The sequence below is a fragment of the Paenibacillus sp. JT31N11 genome, assembly GCF_056269285.1.
The window spans coordinates 140,950-156,929 of record NZ_JBWDNQ010000016.1; the positions used below are offsets into that span (position 1 = coordinate 140,950).

23 protein-coding genes are annotated in these 15,980 nt (G+C 42.9%); 3 read left to right on the plus strand and 20 right to left on the minus strand.

Features of this window, described 5'->3' with window-relative positions; translation table 11 throughout:
• Positions 1–8: 8 nt before the first annotated feature.
• The gene (locus tag AC0YNV_RS33890) at positions 9–179 is read right to left on the minus strand and encodes a hypothetical protein (protein ID WP_210046774.1); all 171 of its coding nucleotides are present in this window, start codon (positions 177–179) and stop codon (positions 9–11) included.
• 233 nt (positions 180–412) lie between these two features.
• Here AC0YNV_RS33890 and AC0YNV_RS33895 point away from each other — a divergent pair, with 233 nt between their 5' ends.
• Positions 413–862: a DUF1569 domain-containing protein gene (locus AC0YNV_RS33895; protein WP_475771988.1), complete on the plus strand. Its 450-nt coding sequence runs from the start codon at positions 413–415 to the stop codon at positions 860–862.
• 67 nt (positions 863–929) lie between these two features.
• Here the strand turns inward: AC0YNV_RS33895 and AC0YNV_RS33900 are convergent, their stop codons facing one another.
• The 5 genes from AC0YNV_RS33900 to AC0YNV_RS33920 form a co-directional block, all read right to left on the minus strand.
• On the minus strand, positions 930–1,415 hold the full coding sequence (locus tag AC0YNV_RS33900; protein ID WP_475771989.1) for a DinB family protein: 486 nt from the start codon (positions 1,413–1,415) through the stop codon (positions 930–932).
• A 353-nt stretch (positions 1,416–1,768) separates the two neighbouring features.
• Positions 1,769–2,140: an aldo/keto reductase gene (locus AC0YNV_RS33905; protein ID WP_475771990.1), complete on the minus strand. Its 372-nt coding sequence runs from the start codon at positions 2,138–2,140 to the stop codon at positions 1,769–1,771.
• A 403-nt stretch (positions 2,141–2,543) separates the two neighbouring features.
• A complete protein-coding gene (locus AC0YNV_RS33910; protein ID WP_210046778.1) occupies positions 2,544–2,909 on the minus strand; it encodes a GntR family transcriptional regulator in 366 nt (121 codons plus the stop codon).
• A complete protein-coding gene (locus tag AC0YNV_RS33915; protein ID WP_475771991.1) occupies positions 2,906–3,562 on the minus strand; it encodes an ABC-2 transporter permease in 657 nt (218 codons plus the stop codon). Before AC0YNV_RS33915 ends, AC0YNV_RS33910 begins: the two co-directional genes overlap by 4 nt.
• The gene (locus tag AC0YNV_RS33920; protein WP_475772015.1) at positions 3,555–4,409 is read right to left on the minus strand and encodes an ABC transporter ATP-binding protein; all 855 of its coding nucleotides are present in this window, start codon (positions 4,407–4,409) and stop codon (positions 3,555–3,557) included. Before AC0YNV_RS33920 ends, AC0YNV_RS33915 begins: the two co-directional genes overlap by 8 nt.
• A gap of 390 nt (positions 4,410–4,799) precedes the next feature.
• Here AC0YNV_RS33920 and AC0YNV_RS33925 point away from each other — a divergent pair, with 390 nt between their 5' ends.
• Positions 4,800–5,105, plus strand: a complete 306-nt coding sequence (locus AC0YNV_RS33925) for a hypothetical protein (RefSeq protein ID WP_379114392.1) — start codon at positions 4,800–4,802, stop codon at positions 5,103–5,105.
• A gap of 494 nt (positions 5,106–5,599) precedes the next feature.
• On the opposite strand, the gene AC0YNV_RS33930 is transcribed toward AC0YNV_RS33925, so the two are convergent.
• The 10 genes from AC0YNV_RS33930 to AC0YNV_RS33975 form a co-directional block, all read right to left on the minus strand.
• Complete coding sequence (locus tag AC0YNV_RS33930) at positions 5,600–5,809, minus strand: hypothetical protein (RefSeq protein ID WP_475771992.1); 210 nt, start codon at positions 5,807–5,809, stop codon at positions 5,600–5,602.
• A gap of 493 nt (positions 5,810–6,302) precedes the next feature.
• The gene (locus tag AC0YNV_RS33935) at positions 6,303–6,878 is read right to left on the minus strand and encodes a hypothetical protein (protein WP_475771993.1); all 576 of its coding nucleotides are present in this window, start codon (positions 6,876–6,878) and stop codon (positions 6,303–6,305) included.
• Between the two features lie 152 nt (positions 6,879–7,030).
• The gene (locus AC0YNV_RS33940) at positions 7,031–7,297 is read right to left on the minus strand and encodes a hypothetical protein (protein ID WP_475771994.1); all 267 of its coding nucleotides are present in this window, start codon (positions 7,295–7,297) and stop codon (positions 7,031–7,033) included.
• A 45-nt stretch (positions 7,298–7,342) separates the two neighbouring features.
• A complete protein-coding gene (locus AC0YNV_RS33945) occupies positions 7,343–7,741 on the minus strand; it encodes a DUF3888 domain-containing protein (protein WP_475771995.1) in 399 nt (132 codons plus the stop codon).
• A gap of 149 nt (positions 7,742–7,890) precedes the next feature.
• Positions 7,891–8,352 carry a DUF2269 family protein gene (locus tag AC0YNV_RS33950; RefSeq protein ID WP_475771996.1) on the minus strand — a complete coding sequence of 154 codons (462 nt, stop codon included), beginning with the start codon at positions 8,350–8,352 and terminating at the stop codon, positions 7,891–7,893.
• A gap of 15 nt (positions 8,353–8,367) precedes the next feature.
• Complete coding sequence (locus tag AC0YNV_RS33955) at positions 8,368–9,096, minus strand: NAD(P)-dependent oxidoreductase (protein ID WP_475771997.1); 729 nt, start codon at positions 9,094–9,096, stop codon at positions 8,368–8,370.
• Positions 9,097–9,365: 269 nt separating this feature from the next.
• Complete coding sequence (locus tag AC0YNV_RS33960; RefSeq protein WP_475771998.1) at positions 9,366–9,698, minus strand: winged helix-turn-helix transcriptional regulator; 333 nt, start codon at positions 9,696–9,698, stop codon at positions 9,366–9,368.
• A 306-nt stretch (positions 9,699–10,004) separates the two neighbouring features.
• Entirely contained in the window at positions 10,005–10,373 is a 369-nt protein-coding gene (locus tag AC0YNV_RS33965; RefSeq protein WP_475771999.1) for a hypothetical protein, read from the minus strand.
• Between the two features lie 204 nt (positions 10,374–10,577).
• Complete coding sequence (locus AC0YNV_RS33970) at positions 10,578–11,297, minus strand: SDR family oxidoreductase (protein WP_475772000.1); 720 nt, start codon at positions 11,295–11,297, stop codon at positions 10,578–10,580.
• Positions 11,298–11,337: 40 nt separating this feature from the next.
• Positions 11,338–12,222 (minus strand): SDR family oxidoreductase, encoded by an 885-nt coding sequence (locus AC0YNV_RS33975; protein ID WP_475772001.1) that lies wholly within the window; start codon positions 12,220–12,222, stop codon positions 11,338–11,340.
• 102 nt (positions 12,223–12,324) lie between these two features.
• On the opposite strand from AC0YNV_RS33975, the gene AC0YNV_RS33980 reads away from it, so the two are divergent.
• A complete protein-coding gene (locus AC0YNV_RS33980; RefSeq protein ID WP_475772002.1) occupies positions 12,325–12,714 on the plus strand; it encodes a MerR family transcriptional regulator in 390 nt (129 codons plus the stop codon).
• An 859-nt stretch (positions 12,715–13,573) separates the two neighbouring features.
• Here AC0YNV_RS33980 and AC0YNV_RS33985 read toward each other — a convergent pair.
• The 4 genes from AC0YNV_RS33985 to AC0YNV_RS34000 all read right to left on the minus strand — a co-directional run bounded on the left by AC0YNV_RS33985 (position 13,574) and on the right by AC0YNV_RS34000 (position 15,743).
• Complete coding sequence (locus tag AC0YNV_RS33985) at positions 13,574–14,047, minus strand: MarR family winged helix-turn-helix transcriptional regulator (RefSeq protein ID WP_475772003.1); 474 nt, start codon at positions 14,045–14,047, stop codon at positions 13,574–13,576.
• A gap of 273 nt (positions 14,048–14,320) precedes the next feature.
• Positions 14,321–14,566: a hypothetical protein gene (locus tag AC0YNV_RS33990; RefSeq protein ID WP_475772004.1), complete on the minus strand. Its 246-nt coding sequence runs from the start codon at positions 14,564–14,566 to the stop codon at positions 14,321–14,323.
• Positions 14,567–14,571: 5 nt separating this feature from the next.
• Positions 14,572–15,012 carry a hypothetical protein gene (locus tag AC0YNV_RS33995; RefSeq protein ID WP_475772005.1) on the minus strand — a complete coding sequence of 147 codons (441 nt, stop codon included), beginning with the start codon at positions 15,010–15,012 and terminating at the stop codon, positions 14,572–14,574.
• A gap of 107 nt (positions 15,013–15,119) precedes the next feature.
• A complete protein-coding gene (locus tag AC0YNV_RS34000; protein WP_475772006.1) occupies positions 15,120–15,743 on the minus strand; it encodes a VanZ family protein in 624 nt (207 codons plus the stop codon).
• Between the last annotated feature and the right edge of the window lie 237 nt (positions 15,744–15,980).

Consider the following 15,980-nt stretch of genomic DNA (forward strand, 5'->3'; position numbering starts at 1 on the left):
TTGTCACATCAACCATGGGGGGAGCGTCTAGTCATATTTTCCAACGGGACGCTCCCGGGAACGACGGGCTGCAAGTCTTTTTCTTTTCCGTTCATCCATTTCCAGGCTTGCTTCGCCTCTTTTTCAATCTCCAATTGATTCTGGAACATCAGATACTCGGCAGAAAATATATTGATCATATTCGTTCACCTCATTAATCAAAATATTTTGATGAATTAGTGGATCAAACCCTATAATTATAAACGAACGGCAATCTGGAAAAGATACGGTGTTTTCTAGAGTCCTCACACCTCTCAGTTCATTTTTCAAAAAAAAGCAATCGAAAAGAAATGACAGAGAAAGCATAAGATATAATGGAATTATAGTACTTAAAATACGGAGGGAAATACTCTAAATAAGGGGATTTACAATAATGGGGAATATTTTTAATCATACACATTCTATGGAAATTTTAGCCCGTATCGATAAATTAAGCCCGCAATCACAATCGCAATGGGGACAAATGAATGTTGCCCAAATGCTGGCTCACTGCACATCATTCCAAGACATTCCAATGGGGAATTCTTTTCCACCGAGAGGCTGGTTAGGGGTATTAATCGGAGGGTTTGTGAAACCTCTTTTTTATAACGACAAGCCGCTACCCCGCAATATGTCCACTATTCCAGCTATTTTGATTACAGAAGAAAAAGAGTTTGAACAAGAAAAAGAAATACTGAAACAAAATATTATAGCATTCCAGAATAATGGGCCGGAAAGGTGTTCCACTCATCCCCATCCCTTTTTCGGAAAACTTACTCCCGAGCAATGGGGAATCGGAATTTACAAGCACCTGGATCATCATTTAAAACAGTTTGGCGTTTAGTCATTTAGATACCAAATTTTCATCTCTGAGCTATCGTACCCGTAAATTAATATGTCTTGGCTGGTCTTTAGTTATCCGCCAATCCATCCGTCATGATCAAATCCAGGTCCGGCGGGATATATCCTTTCATCCGTCCCATTGTGGCAATTTGCCCCTTGTGATGAAACTCGTGTGTCACGGTTTGTGTGAAAAGCCAGAGCGGTGTAGCCGTAAACTTTTGTCCATTGAACTGACCTTCAATTTGCAAATCCGATTCAAGCGCGAAGCGTTCCAGAAATTCGATAACCAATTGATCGACTTCCGCAAATACACCGCGCATCGCGGCCACATCCACAACCGTTTCCAATCTCCAATCGCAAGAGCGCCCCATACCGAACTCACCGAGCCAAAAAGCGTAGCATTCCGCAACATGGAAATGCGTTTCACGAATCGACCCACGCCCGAACTGCTCAATTTCCGTTATGTATTCATCGTCTGTCATTTTCTCACAGTAGCTAAACAGGATCCCCCGTGTACGTCTTACATAATCGTATTGCTTGAATAATAGCTCCACCCTGCATCTTCCTTTCTAATGTAGAAATTAACTCCTGCCCCACGCTGATTATTCAGTTCTCGCTTCCTGTTAGAATTCCTGTAGCCTGGATATTTCTGTGTGTAAATAAAAAAAACGCCTTTGTACGATGGGAATATACAACGGGTCAAAAGGAAGCCCTGAAGTCCACATCTGGAGGTCGCTCTACTATGAAGTTTAAGGTACAGGTCTATCAAAATCAACTCATTAAAAACTTACCGTTAATCATCTTGTCGTGGCTGTAGGAATCCAGAAAAAGCCCTCAATCCCGAAGGAGAGAGGACTTTATGGTATTCATAATCTGCTGTTTTTGATCATCGCCTGGAGGCGCGTGTTTATTGGCGGCGGCGCAGGCGCTTGTCATCTATGGCCGGATTCGAGAAGACGTTGTCCGCTGCATTGACCTCGGTGCCGGGTGGAACGATTTCGTCGATCCGGTCGAGGGTATCCCCGTTCAGTTCCACTTCCGCTCCGGCTAATAGATCCTTAAGCTGCTCTGAATTCCGTGCGCCGATCAGGACGGAAGTCACACCCGGGTGCGACAGGACAAACGCGTTAGCCAAGTGCGCCAATGGCATTCCCGCTTCTGCAGCAAGTTGAGTGAGCTGTTGAACGGCCTTTAGCTTCGCCTGATTTTCCGGTACTGAGAGGTCAAAATCCTTCGTCTGCTGCATGTACAAATATTTTGCTTCAAAAGAAGAAGTCATAGAGTCTACTGTGGCCTGTATTGTTGCTTATCATTTGATGAAGCATCAACTGTTTAAAAGTGAACAACTTCATACTATAGATGACTCCAATATGACAAGTAAAATTGATTTTTATTACAACTAACATTACCCGTGATTTGTTATAGAGGACTGGGATGCCGCTATTTCTAAACTGTAAAATTAGCTAATATTTTGGACAAGTTGAGACTCCTCTTCAAAATATAAAGAAAGTCCCGATGATTTATAAATTCATCGGGACTTTCTTCAGCGGCTTCACACATTTTTTACTGATCCCACAGTTTTTTATCACCAGACAACAGTGTTCGAAGATAATAAAGGTTTAGACTGCGTGAGCATTTAGTTTTCTATATGACTTATCTTTCGGCTACGCATCGGGAGGCTGTTAATAAATCTTCTTCAACAGCTCAAAAACTTCATCTATGGTGAGGCCAAAGGATTTGTAGTATGAAGTGTCGCTAACCATTTGTTTCAAGATCATGTCGTTGCGTATTTGCAGCATCTCATTGGATGAGAATTCGGCTACAAAACACCCTTTACCCGTTACTGTATTGATCAAACCACGTCGTTCGAGTTCTTCCCAAGCTTTCTTTACGGTGATGACACTAATACGAAGCTCCTGGGCCGCTTGACGAATTGGCGGTAAGCAATAGCCGCTTTCTAACTCGCCTTTCAGAATTTGGGCGCTGATTTGTTCGAAAAGCTGCTGATAAATCGGTTTCTCAGATGTGTTCGAAATAGCTACGTTCATTGTAGTTCCACTTTTAGGAACCGTTTAATCGCAATTCGATAAGCAATCATGGTGAATGCAATAAATATCACGATTCCTGCGATCAGGATGGAAGTTTGAAGGGCCATATTGTCAACACCAGCACCATAGAAAATGTCAGCTAAATAAGAATTCTGGATTCCCAACCATTGTGCAATTCCGGCAAAAAGCATAGCGGACGCAATTGATCCGGTCGTTGCCGCACCATATTTATACGCTGTCTTGTAATACATGGAGATAAAGATAATGTTGAAGACCGCAAGCATGACAAAACATAGTCCCCAAAAACCCATGTATGGTCCGAAGAAATAGTAGGTCAGATTCGGGTATAAGCGAATCGTTATCATGCCATAGATCATGGCAATCACAATATGCAATAATTCCAGGATGACGATAACGGACACCCTTGCTTTCACCATGTCTTTTTTGGTTACAGGCATCATCGAGGTAAAGATCAAATCGTTCTGAATCCGAAATCCACCAAACATATTCGGTATCGTGATCCAGCAAAAATACAGAGGAACGAGAAAATATAACCAACCGGGAACAAGCATTAATGCGCCTATGAGAAACGGGAATACGAAAAACATAGGATTTACGCCTAATTTTAAATCCTTCATCACCAAGTTAACCATACATATCCTCCTTTTTCGCGAAATAAATCATGATTTCCTCAAGACTCGGCGTGGTTGCTTTAATGCCGGAAGAGGGATCGAAGTCTCGGGAGTGAATCAATCCCGTAAAGCCGAACGAATTTGTTTTATAGGAAATCAACTTTTCCTTCACCTGGTTCAGTTGGCTCTCTTCACCGTTCAGCAGGCGATAGGACTCCATAAATTCGTCTTTCTCAGAACTGTTGATGATTTGCCCGCTTTCGATAAAGGTAATAAAGTCCGCGCATTTTTCCAAGTCGGATGTAATGTGAGTGGAGAAAAGAATACTGATTTCGCCATCTATGACGAGCTCTTGAAAAATATCCAATAGATCATCTCTTGCGACCGGATCAAGTCCGCTTGTTGGTTCATCGAGGATGAGCAGCTTCGCGCCATGGGATAAGGCTAGGGCCAAAGTGTACTTTACTTTCATTCCTGTCGACAAATCGGCAATTTTTTTGTTTTCATCCAATTTGAATCTTCTCAGATAGTTGTAATACGTTTCATCATCCCAATTTTTAAAAAATTTCTTAATCACATCGGTCAGTGTTTTCATTTTGCTTCGCATATAAAAATCGATGCCGCCAAATGCCCAGCCGATTTCCTGTTTCAATTCCAATTCGTGTTCGGCCATATTCTTGCCCAGAATACGGACCTCACCGCTATCGATATGAACCATATTTAAGATCGATTTGATTGTGGTTGTTTTTCCTGCACCATTGGCACCGATAAATCCCATAATATAACCCTTTTCAAGCTGAAAAGATACATCCTTTAACTGAAAATTTTGATATTTCTTATTTAAATTTCGAATGTCTAATGCCAGCATACAGTACCTCCTTGATATATTGTGTATGTTGTTCATGCACAATATATCACGAGAGGTTTGTTAAGTCAATGCACCCTAACCGAACTTTGCCTACGACAATGATGGTGAATATATGTACAACTTTTTTAGGATGGGGTTTAGCACCAGTGAAGATGCTTTTTTCTGATGTGCTTCTTGCTTGTGCTGCTCGATTTTTTCATGAGGGACTCTATCAACCAGATGGGTAGCCAAGAAAAGGGGGGCAATTTATTTCGGCTGCTTTTTCCAGCCCGAACAAGAAGTTTCGTTAACTGAAAAAGCTAAGGAGGAATGAATAAACCATCTTGACTCAAGAATAAGACAACCATTTATTATCATAACTTAAGAAAAAGAATGAAGGTGATGATAAAATTGAACCTAAATAAAAAACTAATTTTATTTTATACAATCAAAGATTCAACAATTAAAAAAATTATTATTACAGTGATATTAAAATTGAAGATAAACAAAAAACTAATTGTATTTTATACAATCAAAGGTTCAACAATTAAAAAAATTATTATTTTTGACATTTTTGTTGGTACTGGAATATATTATCTTTTAAAGATAGTTATTTCAAGCACGATAATTGCAACTATAGGAAGTCTAATCGGAACTGAAGGAGCTAAAAAACTTAATTTCGTTGACGTCCGGAAGGAAGCTGTGATAACCCTGTGACGTTCTCTGTTCATCTGAACCCGTTCACTATCGTGCCGTTATTTGGGTTGATCACCCTCGCTCTTTAATGACAGTGTCAGCAAAAAACACAGAACCTAATAATTGCCCCTCATAAAACTTTCCTCCCTCAAACGCTTGGAGTTTCTTCTTCATTATGGACGTCGGTTTGGACGAAACTTTTCCTGAAAAGGGGAATAAATCTGCTAACATAATCCATTAGCTTAATACTTGCTGAATTTATCAGGATTAAGTTCACGAACAACTCATCACTGCATGATCAACATCCTTGTTCTTTACTAATACATTTATATCATCATCGACCTGATATTCAATTTTTTGAGTTTTAAAACATTTATACAGTGAATTTCTCAATTCATCATTCATATTTTCGTGGTGTGCAAATACAACAAATTCATCTTGATCAGCGTTTCGTTGATTACAACCAGTAACAAAACTTTTTACAATTATACAGATAAGAATACACCTAAAACTTTTCAAAACAGGAATGAACCCACAAGTCCACGCCCGACAGCACTTACTGCACTAGTCGTATGCGATTCATCCATTACTTCATATTCTTCAATAGTTGTCTTGTCTAAGTAAACTCTTGTTGTAAATCCAAGTACGATTATTGCACCTTTCGCTGTAACCATCACTTTCTTTTTCTCGTAATCTCCCGCAATAACCTCATTCTTAGCACCCATGTATCCCTTCTCCTCGAATCTGCCTTATTTTCCAATATATTACTGTGATCTCATTTCCTTTATATTACTATAGTCCGAAGGGATCAGTCTACTTTTTTTCGACATAAACCGCGCTATTATTGCGCTATGGGTCAAAGGGGAGCCAAGCCGCCTTATTCGTGTTATCAAATATTTTATAATTAAACCATCCTCCCCGTTTAATGAGGCTGCAACCAGTCTAAAACTTTATTATCAGCGGACAGCAAATAAGCGCTCACATATCCGGTGAATCTGCTAGAAATTTTTTATAGACTATTATGTATCTATACTTTTATTGGGAGCATCCTTTCTGGCATTATTGGTTAACCGGCACATATTGTGCCGGTTTTTTCGTTAACGTAATCTGCCCATTAGTTCAATTATCAACATCCCAGTTGATTGAACGGTTTCGTTATCGTAAAATCTCTCGATAGTCCAGTTTCTACCTACCGTTACCAGATAAACAATTGTCCGACTATTCTTTTTCTTGCGCAAACCTTGAACCATGCCACTCAACGATGCCCCATTTGCGGATGATTTCTTGACCAATGTCAGATGGCAGCTTACTCTCAGTGTCTACAATCACATGCTCCAATTTCTTTTGGGCGAGTTCCTTAGTGAGTTGGGTTGAGCGTTGTAGATGCCAATTTAGTGAATCGACGGTCTTTTCCCTGCCACGTATCCGAGCATGATTGACTTCAAGTGATGCAACAAGGCGAACTACGAATATATCCGCTCCTGGTACTGACATTCGCAGTTTGTCCAGATGTTCTCTGCTTTCCATGACACTTGGGATGATTAGACACTTGGCCCCAATAGAGCGATAGTTATTCCAGACAGCAGCAAGATTCTTAAACCCAAGCTCCATGTTGAAAGGATCTTCTCTTGGCGCAGGATATGCATGCCTTACATAATCAAGGTCGACTACCGCATGCGGAAGAGTATAGTCATGCCCCAGAATTTCTGATATGGCATCTGCGGTACTCGACTTTCCAATGCCAACAGGTCCAATGATATTCAGCACGGGAACAACCCGTTCTTGTGTGTTCATAGAATCCACTCCAGTATTTTTGTATGCTGATAACGATCCTTCCCATAATCAAAACGAGGCTGCCGATCGATTATAGCAGCCTCGTCTTAAAGTATTGTTAAACTCTCGTGTCCCGTTACTTAGTGAGGTGCTGTCGCGCGGCAGCCGTGCTATCATCCTGACATTCTAGTTAAGTCTTCTTTTAATGAATTTCTACTTTGTAGTTCTTCGATTCCAAATTCTTTATTCTTAAAGCGTGCCATTAAGACTTCGAAATGATGAATGCTTATCCGACTCATCCTTTCTTTTTGTTTGTAGGTGTATTCGACGATTTGTCGCCTTATCCTGCCCATTACTTCAACATACGAAAAAGGAGCTGCCGCATGGCAACTCCTCACTAACGTGCCCGTAACTTTAACGAAGATGAGCTGTGTCTGCATGAAAAGCTCCTCCTTTACTAACGCAGTACCCTGCAGCTCAACTTCTTAATTAATTATGTGTTGCCAGTTAGGTAATAGTTTATAGTCCTCAATATGATTATAATTTATAACTTCAACGTTTCCATTATTATCTATTTGAAATTTAATCATGTCCTTGCCAACGTCAAGATGTGGACCAACATAAGGGATCAGTGTTACGTTCACATCAATATGTGAAGTGAACGTTTTGAATTCAACACGATTACCACCAAGATAAGGAGCAAATGTTGGAGATTCTGTAAGCTTGTTTTTGTAGTATTTATTTATTTCTTCTTGAATTTTTGGGGCCAAAACAGTAAGGATCGTCCGTTGACATGGATCGTCAAACTGGAATGCATAGGTTGAATATCCAAATGAAATGAGCGAAATCAGTAAAATTCCGAAAACTAAATTTCTTTTTGTCATGGTTTTATACCTCATGGTTACTTTTTACAGAACCAGGAGTAAATATACATATTCATTCCCCGTATTCTATTGAAAGGGTCTTGTATACCAACTCTCTTCAGAGTTGAATTGCTACCCAGGGGCCGATTGTTAAAGGGTTGACGGCTTCTTTAGAATGGCTTAAGGACCATAAGCACGGTTATGGCAATCATAAGCAGCTGTGACGCCGTCTCGATCGGTACGATCTTTTTCATCAATCGACCGAGCTCGGAGGGTACTTCATCCCCTTTGCTTTGACTTATAGATACAATCTCCATGATCTTTTTCATGCGCGGCCCGATCAATCCCTCGATCGTGGCGATCATGAGCAGCGATAAAAGGATCGATATATTTAGCCACATTTGGGACAACCCCATCTTGGTTATGATCATAAGCCAAACCCCGGTAATAATAAGTACGGCTCCGCCAATTTTAGGCAGGATGGCAAGCTTGTTCGTTGCATCAAAAGCAAAGCGCAACTGGCCGGCGGTTCTAGCGGACCTTCGAATGAAGGGTACCACGATAGCGGGACCGATTACCGCGATAGAAGCCAATATATGGAAAACGAGGAGCCATCCAAACAAACTGATCATCTCCCTTCTTGCTCCTTAGCGCACCGGAATATCGCTTTGATAGGCGAGACCGACCCTTTTTCTCTTAAATGGCCCTCCGGGCTCGATATGGTCCAGCATGCATTTCACGACATCATCATAAGCAACATCCAGCTCTTGAAGCCGACTGAACAAGTAACCGGCTATATCGGCCTCGGAAAATTCCTTAATCGTCTTCGGAATGGATATGGGCAAGGTTTCCGTTGTCACATGCAGATGAGCCGACGCCGGAGGCTCTATCGAATCCATCATGGTTCCCGGACACATAATTGACCAATCGAGCTCAGACTGCAGCAGTCGTTCAAAATTCCGGTTGTGATTTTTATACGCAGGCGGGAAGCCGGGCAGATTGTTGCCAATGAGATCCGTATATGGAATATCCAGCAGGCCGGCACCTCCCATTACCCATACCCTCCCGGAAAAACTAGGATGGATTTCACATTGGCTTATAATGTTATCAACGAGACGAACGAACTCATCTCCTTGACCTGCATGGCCGGCAGCAATAATAGCGGCGTCTTGATGCGAGAGCGCCTCGCCGACGCTTACTGGGTTTATGATATCGTCCACGATCACCTTTACATGTTTGGCGGAACGGTCTCCTTGCTGTTCATAAAACTTCTCGGAGTTTCGCACGAATGCGGTCATTTCATGTCCCATTTTACACCCTTGCACAAGCGCTCTTCTCCCCGTATTTCCCGTTGCTCCGAAAACAATAATTTTCATCTTTTTTTCCTCCTTTTATAATTGACTCCCGATATTTCATCTCTGGATTGACTTAAGCTTATCATCGTTTAAAAATCTTGATAAGAACCCACTTTAATGTAGGGTGCTTACTTAAAAGTAAGCAATAAGCAGAAAGGGTTATCCAGTTTGGTCCACGGCGAAAATCTTAAAGGAAGATTGACTGTAAATAGTAAAAGCTGCCAGGGAAAATCCCGTGGCAGCTTTTGCTATGAGTCCTTGAATTAGTGTGCAAATAAATTGAACCAGCTTTAAGAAGCAGATTCTTCATATTTCCGCTTATTATGGTTTTCTCCCCAAGCACACATGACTTCTGCTACAGGAATCAATGTTTTTCCATATTCACTAAGGGAATATTCTACTTTTGGAGGGACGGTGGGGTAGACTGTTCTATCGATTATACCCTCTCGTTCCAAGTCCCGTAGATGTTGTGAAAGCATTTTTTGAGAAACATCCGGTATAAGCTTTTCCAGATCGTTGAATCGCTTATTGGATTGTATCAAATGCCATAAAATCAATGGTTTCCATTTGCCGCCTAGAACATGAATGATTGTCTCCACTGGACATTCAAGCTGATGAATCATTATAAATCATCCCCTTACCTTTAAGTAAGCTCATTACCCTAAAGTATACACTTAATAAAATTTTATAGGATGTTTGCAATCCGGTCAACCAGATAAAATGAATTCGTTTTCGGATCCAAAATCGGTTGCGAAGATTAAACGAGACTAATGAAATGGGGTTATTCTCCTCTATAACTGACCGTTCAACGAAATGCAGCCGATCATTCCGACCGACTGCAATCCCGTCTTTTATTCAATTATCGTACCCGTTACTTTAATGGCCTGGTTGTTGCGCTATCGTTCTCCGTTAGCTCAGCCATCCATCTCTTATGCAACTACTCGAAAGTATTTATTAGCAGCGGGCCGATACATTAGAATCAATGCAGTAATTACTGAAGACAAATGAACCATTCGACTTAACCCGAACAAACTGGAGTATAATGTCATACCAGTAAACGCTTTCTCAAGCGAATTTCCTTCTAAGATCCAATTGATTGGACCAATTAGCAAGGAAAAAGTTCCAATCCCACCGAGAAGTATTGTTAGAGCTAAACGGGCCCAGTTTTTTCCGCGGTACATATTAATAATCAGGAAGACAAGGGCGGCAAATATTATGGTTCTGAGCCCAACCGCGATAAGAATACTGCTTCCGGCTTCAGAGTCTTTAGATAGCAATTGAGTAACAGCGATAATCATTTCAAACACTCCCGCTGCAATACCTTCTCTGTTGTTGAAATTAGCTGAATAGGCTGCCTATCTCTCGGGCAGCCTGGTCCAATTGCGTTATCATACCCGTTAAGTTCTTACAATCGGTTTTCTGCTAACCAGCAAGTAATAAAATTGCCGCACCGAGCAAAATTTGTCCGGTACGGCGATGTTTGGGTCGAATGACGAACAGAATTACGAAAGGATCGCGCCGCCTTCGATTTGAATGACAGAGCCGGTCGTAAATGTATTTTTAGCCAAGTACACATACGCCTCGGCGATCTCTTCAGGCTTTGCAATATGCTTCAGCAAAAGTGATTGCGCAATCGCTTGGAACATCGCTTCGCGACTTTCCTCGTCCATCTTGCTGAAAATGGGTGTATCCACCACCCCAGGCGACACTGCGTTGACTCGAATCGGTGCCAAATCCACCGCCAAGCCGCGAACAAGCCCATCAATAGCTGAGTTGATCGCAGCCACCGTCGAGGAGCCTTGTGCCGGGCGTATGCTAAATGCACCGGAGGTCAGTGTGATTGACCCGGACTTCTTGATGAATGGCAATGCGGCTTTCACACTCACGTATTGTCCCCAGAACTTGCTATCGAACGCTGCCCTTGCATGATCGGCGGGCAAAGTATCAAAAGGCGTCATAGCCGAATCTCCGGCGGCCGTAACGACGAGGTCATCGAAGGGGCCAATGTTCTCAAAGAATTGTTTCGTCTGGCTTTCATCCCGGAAATCCAGTACTTGCCCTTGTGCTGTCTGACCAAGGTTCTTCTTCGCCGCGTCTACTTTATTCTGTGACCGGCCGGCGACGATGACCTGAGCACCTTGGGTGAGGAATGATTTCGCGACTGCCAGGCCAATACCCGAAGTACCTCCTATGATGACGGCACGATGATTTTGCAATGACATGTTTCATACCTCCTTGTAATCGACAACGATCGATGGGCGTTCAGTTTTTGAAATAGTGACCCTCTTCGAGGTCCGGGATCAGTGAGGCGTGCTCTGGCCGCCATCCCAAGCGTTCCTGGGTTAATAGGCTCGACGTCGGGTTGTCGGCTGATGCGGCGAAGGAAAGCCAGCCGAAATGGACGTCTGCCTCTTCACGGGAAATGCTGACCACCGGCAGGTTCAGGTGGCGACCGATGACACCAGCGATATCACGGAATGGCACACCCTCATCGCCGACCCCGTGCAGCCGTGAGCCCGCCGGCGCGGCTTCCACCGCCAAACGGAACAGGCGCGCCGCATCGAGGCGATGCACGGCCGACCATCGGTTGGACCCGTCGCCGATGTAGGCGGAGACACCCTTGGTGCGGGCGATGTCGATAAGGGTCGGGACGAAGCCATGATCGCCCGGGCCGTGCACAGACGGTGCGAGACGGACGATTGATGATCGCACCCCGCGCTTAACCAGCGCAATCGCCGCTTCTTCCGAGCGCCGCGGCGTAGTCGGGATCGGCGCGTCCCCTTCCGTCCCGAGGCGTCCTGGTGTGAGCATGAGCGTCCCCGAGGTGACTACGAAAGGTTTGTCGGAGCCCTCGAGCGCTGCTCCGATCGCCTCGATCGCCAGCCTATCGGTCTCGGCGGCGGCCGCAAAGTCCGAGAAGTCGTGAATGAAGGCCAGGTGAATGACGCCGTCCGCTGCGGCGGCGCCGCTGCGAAGGCTGTCGAGGTCGTCGAGGGCACCGTGATGCACAACGGCTCCGGCCGCACTCAATGCTGCAACAGCCTTGTCCGAGCGGGCAAGGCCGACGACCTGATGCCCTGCAACGATGAGTTCGCGGACGACGGCCGAACCGATGAAGCCCGTGGCTCCTGTGACAAAAACACGCATAATGAAGTCCTCCTAAAATGAATGATTACTTACATGTGCAATGATAAAGTATTGAGTGCACTCGATAGCAATACACTTCGAATCAATGCTATAATAAGGATTATGGAAAACAAATTTTCAAGCAAACACGTTTCTGAAGAGACCGGATTAAGCATCCATACATTACGATACTATGAGCAAATCGGGTTAATTGACGGTATAGAACGGGACGAAAATGGATATCGTAAGTATTCAGAATCCGATATCGTATGGTTTCAAGTCTTAAGTTACTTTCGAGCGATGGGGATGCCCATTCGGGAGATGCAGGAGTTTATCGCCTTGAAAAATAGTAAAGTCTCCACAATAACAGCTCGACGAGAATTCATGGAAACTTATCGCAGGAAAGTTATCGATCAAATGAAGGAACTTGAAAAGACGCTGGAGAAAGTCGATGATAAAATCATTTTTTTCAAAAATCTAGAGGACTCAGATAAGCTACAAAAGAACAGATAATAAAAACAGTGATTCTACCATGTTAAGAACGTTAGCAATGAAGGACATCTGAACAAGACACCATGTTTGTTGAACAAGTCCATAAAAGTGAAGAAGGAGCTGCCGCGGCAGCTCCTTCTTCAAAATGTCTTTATTATTCTATCGAGATCCGTTCGCTCAAGAAGGAACTAGACAGTAACCTCCCTCAAAGAAGAGTAACCAACCCATATTGCAGTACTATTGCATATCCGACTTTTCATCAATAAATAGCCTTCCAAGCGCACTTATATAATTATAGTATCGGTTAGAAGATTGGTTGATCTTTCTATCGTCAGACGGAAAGTTAGTCATGAGCATATCGATGTCACCAGAAGTACTGGGGGAAAATCAGTTTTGAAAACCGCGGTAGGCGCACCAAAACGCCTAAATATTTGAACAGTCAAAAGTCTGGACACATTTAAAATCAAGCTCAAGCTCCTGGCGCATTCGATCCAACAGATAGCTGTACCGCAGATCCTCATACATTTCATGAAATTCTACCATATTTATACAGGCCTAGCAGTTTTTCTTTCATGTTTCGGAGGATAATTCCTATATGAACATAGTTGAAGGAGCAGCTGTAGCACGTAATAAGTCTCTTTGGCATTGTAGTCATAGTGTTATTTGTAGCTCTTCTATGTTTTTTGTTCGTCCTCATTTTTAAGAATATCAAGAAAAAATGAGTTGTTTCTGTGTTCTCATTTATAGGCGGACATGACTTTTCAAATACTAAAAATGACCAATAGAGGGAAAGCGTGCCTAACGGAACATTGCGTGATACATTTTCTTATTGAATGTGGCATCTTAATTTCATATATTTCTTAATTACCATTTTTCATTATTACGCCATTTCCGAATCGATGTCGAATTGATTGAGTACATCCAATATTTGTGCATGAGTATCTAGCATTTGTTGGATTTGTCCCTTGTCAACAGACTGGAGCGCTGCCATCATTGCCCTGTAGGAATACGCCTGCCGGATGGAACGCTGGGCGAGTTCCCCTCCTTTCGCGGTCAATGTCACGTTGACTTCCCGTCTATTTCCTTCTGCCTGTTCTCGTTCCACAATTTCAGACTGCACAAGCCCTTCTACGCTGACACTTATCGTGCTCTTAGATGATTGCAGTTTCACCCCCAGTTCTTTCAACGTTAAGCCCGGTGCTCGGTATAAGGTATTCACGATGGACATTCCAAGTATCGTAAGTCCTAGACTTTCCGCATTGCGGCGCGTAAAATCCGACGTTGTTCGCGTCACGGCCATGAACGATTGCAGCACCTCGATCGCTTGTTTTACTTGCGGGTCGGAATAGTTCATTTATTAATCCTCCTAATAATAGTTCTAATATAGACAGTTCATAATTGAACAGTAATTCTATAAACTATATTGACGCCAACCATTTTCACCGTCAAGCTCGAAAAGCATGAATTAGGTGCCTCAGCTGTTTACGCCACTGTACGTTGAACCAAAACCTATTGCACAACAAACGAAAAAGGAGCTGTCACGCGGCAAGCTCCTCACTAGCATACCCATTAACTTAACAGGCTACTAATTGTATAGGCAGCCTGGCTCATTGCGCTATCATACCCGTTAGTTGAGTTGATCGCCTCGCTCTTTAATGACAGTATCAGCAAAAAACACAGAACCTAATATAGTAAGAAATAACCCGATAAAAAAAGTCCAATTTGTAATACCCCAAATATATGGTGGAGTCAAGCCCTTCACTCCATCCATTGTTCTACTTGACAAAGCAACAAAGATTAACACCTTTTCTAATCCGCTTAACCCCATTAAACCTATACCCGAAACCAAAATTGCGACACCTAAGCTTTTCAATAATCCTACCTCCTTGCAACATGGTTGAACACTATTTCTCTTCTAACAATTTCACACTCAAAATCAGTACAAGAATTTAATAATTTTATCCCGCAAATCCTACAATTCCTTTCACCCGAATACCAATAACCTGTTTTATGAAACAAAGCAACGCTTTTATCCCAATGAATGTTATTTTCATGTGTCGGCGGATATGTATCACCTTCTTCATCGACCGGAGGTGATGGTTCATTCCCTGATAAGAAACCCTTAATCCAATACTTAGTAGCTAGAGACATATCGCCTATTTCCTCAAGTGAAACATTAAAGAACACATCTTTATGTAGGCAATACGCTGAAATTCTCCCATGAAAAGTATGAGGATTTCCAACTATGTAATGTTTGCCTTTGCAATGTTCTTCAAAAGTGAACCATAGGTCGTTATCAAAATTATGAAACGGTTTCAATTGCTCACCACCTAAAACGTCTTTTATTTCGCTACCCTGCCCGTTGCGGAGTGAAGGGCAGCCGCGCGGCTGCCCTTCGAAGTTAAACTAACGATATGCGTTGTCTGCTAACCTTGTTGTCTAAAAGCCCAATAAATCCCTCTGGCATAAAGTTTGACGCCAAAGAGTCGGATTACAGCAATGATCAGAAAACCTACCAAAATCCCCGTCATATTGGTCATCACATCCACAACATCCGTGATACCTAGACGAAAAACATATTGAGAGAGCTCAATCAGCAGGACCAAAGCCAATCCCGCGAGCATTGTCCGCCAGAAACCTCGCAACAGCAGATAAAGCATCCAACCGATAGGAATAAAAATCAGGATATTGGCCAAAGTTTCTGCATGAGAATTCCAGAAGACCGCCCGCCACTGCAGATTAACCCCGGCAATGCCATCACCGTAAGTCTTGAAAAGAATAAAAATCATGCTACTTAGAAAATACACGATGCCTTCTAACCAAACAAACCATTTGTAAAAGCGCCCACGGCAAAGCTGGTAAATATTAGCCACAAAAACCAAATTGGCCAAAAGAAAGAGAGCCGTGGCTGGCCAGATACTATCAAAAGCAGCCACTCCAAACATGAGCCTGAGCAAATAGCGCCCAAAACTCCCATAAAACCATAGATAGGCGCCCAAAAATGGAAGAAATAGAATAGTTGTCAAAATAAGTGCTGTTTTTTTAGTCATATCTTATTTTATGATATTTGACGATGCATATACAATTAGGCACTTTGCTACCTGCCCTTCACTTCAACAAAAGAGCAGCCGATTATGTGCCGGCTGCTGTCGTGTTGCTTTAAACTATGGTCTCCGTTAGCCATCCATGCCCCTCTCGGGGCACCACAGAGTAATGAAAATTTTGGTGCGGTGTTCTATACTATTCTTACGGCTGGTGAGGAAGGTCGTTAAGCTATGGTGTCGCGA

Excerpts from the sequence above, each read along its gene's own strand:
- AC0YNV_RS33890 (WP_210046774.1), bottom strand. The coding sequence starts at position 179 with ATGATCAATATATTTTCTGCCGAGTATCTGATGTTCCAGAATCAATTG.
- AC0YNV_RS33895 (WP_475771988.1), top strand. The coding sequence starts at position 413 with ATGGGGAATATTTTTAATCATACACATTCTATGGAAATTTTAGCCCGT.
- AC0YNV_RS33905 (WP_475771990.1), bottom strand. The coding sequence starts at position 2,140 with ATGACTTCTTCTTTTGAAGCAAAATATTTGTACATGCAGCAGACGAAG.
- AC0YNV_RS33910 (WP_210046778.1), bottom strand. The coding sequence starts at position 2,909 with ATGAACGTAGCTATTTCGAACACATCTGAGAAACCGATTTATCAGCAG.
- AC0YNV_RS33915 (WP_475771991.1), bottom strand. The coding sequence starts at position 3,562 with ATGGTTAACTTGGTGATGAAGGATTTAAAATTAGGCGTAAATCCTATG.
- AC0YNV_RS33920 (WP_475772015.1), bottom strand. The coding sequence starts at position 4,409 with ATGCTGGCATTAGACATTCGAAATTTAAATAAGAAATATCAAAATTTT.
- AC0YNV_RS33930 (WP_475771992.1), bottom strand. The coding sequence starts at position 5,809 with ATGGGTGCTAAGAATGAGGTTATTGCGGGAGATTACGAGAAAAAGAAA.
- AC0YNV_RS33935 (WP_475771993.1), bottom strand. The coding sequence starts at position 6,878 with ATGAACACACAAGAACGGGTTGTTCCCGTGCTGAATATCATTGGACCT.
- AC0YNV_RS33940 (WP_475771994.1), bottom strand. The coding sequence starts at position 7,297 with ATGCAGACACAGCTCATCTTCGTTAAAGTTACGGGCACGTTAGTGAGG.
- AC0YNV_RS33945 (WP_475771995.1), bottom strand. The coding sequence starts at position 7,741 with ATGACAAAAAGAAATTTAGTTTTCGGAATTTTACTGATTTCGCTCATT.
- AC0YNV_RS33950 (WP_475771996.1), bottom strand. The coding sequence starts at position 8,352 with ATGATCAGTTTGTTTGGATGGCTCCTCGTTTTCCATATATTGGCTTCT.
- AC0YNV_RS33955 (WP_475771997.1), bottom strand. The coding sequence starts at position 9,096 with ATGAAAATTATTGTTTTCGGAGCAACGGGAAATACGGGGAGAAGAGCG.
- AC0YNV_RS33960 (WP_475771998.1), bottom strand. The coding sequence starts at position 9,698 with ATGATTCATCAGCTTGAATGTCCAGTGGAGACAATCATTCATGTTCTA.
- AC0YNV_RS33965 (WP_475771999.1), bottom strand. The coding sequence starts at position 10,373 with ATGATTATCGCTGTTACTCAATTGCTATCTAAAGACTCTGAAGCCGGA.
- AC0YNV_RS33970 (WP_475772000.1), bottom strand. The coding sequence starts at position 11,297 with ATGTCATTGCAAAATCATCGTGCCGTCATCATAGGAGGTACTTCGGGT.
- AC0YNV_RS33975 (WP_475772001.1), bottom strand. The coding sequence starts at position 12,222 with ATGCGTGTTTTTGTCACAGGAGCCACGGGCTTCATCGGTTCGGCCGTC.
- AC0YNV_RS33980 (WP_475772002.1), top strand. The coding sequence starts at position 12,325 with ATGGAAAACAAATTTTCAAGCAAACACGTTTCTGAAGAGACCGGATTA.
- AC0YNV_RS33985 (WP_475772003.1), bottom strand. The coding sequence starts at position 14,047 with ATGAACTATTCCGACCCGCAAGTAAAACAAGCGATCGAGGTGCTGCAA.
- AC0YNV_RS34000 (WP_475772006.1), bottom strand. The coding sequence starts at position 15,743 with ATGACTAAAAAAACAGCACTTATTTTGACAACTATTCTATTTCTTCCA.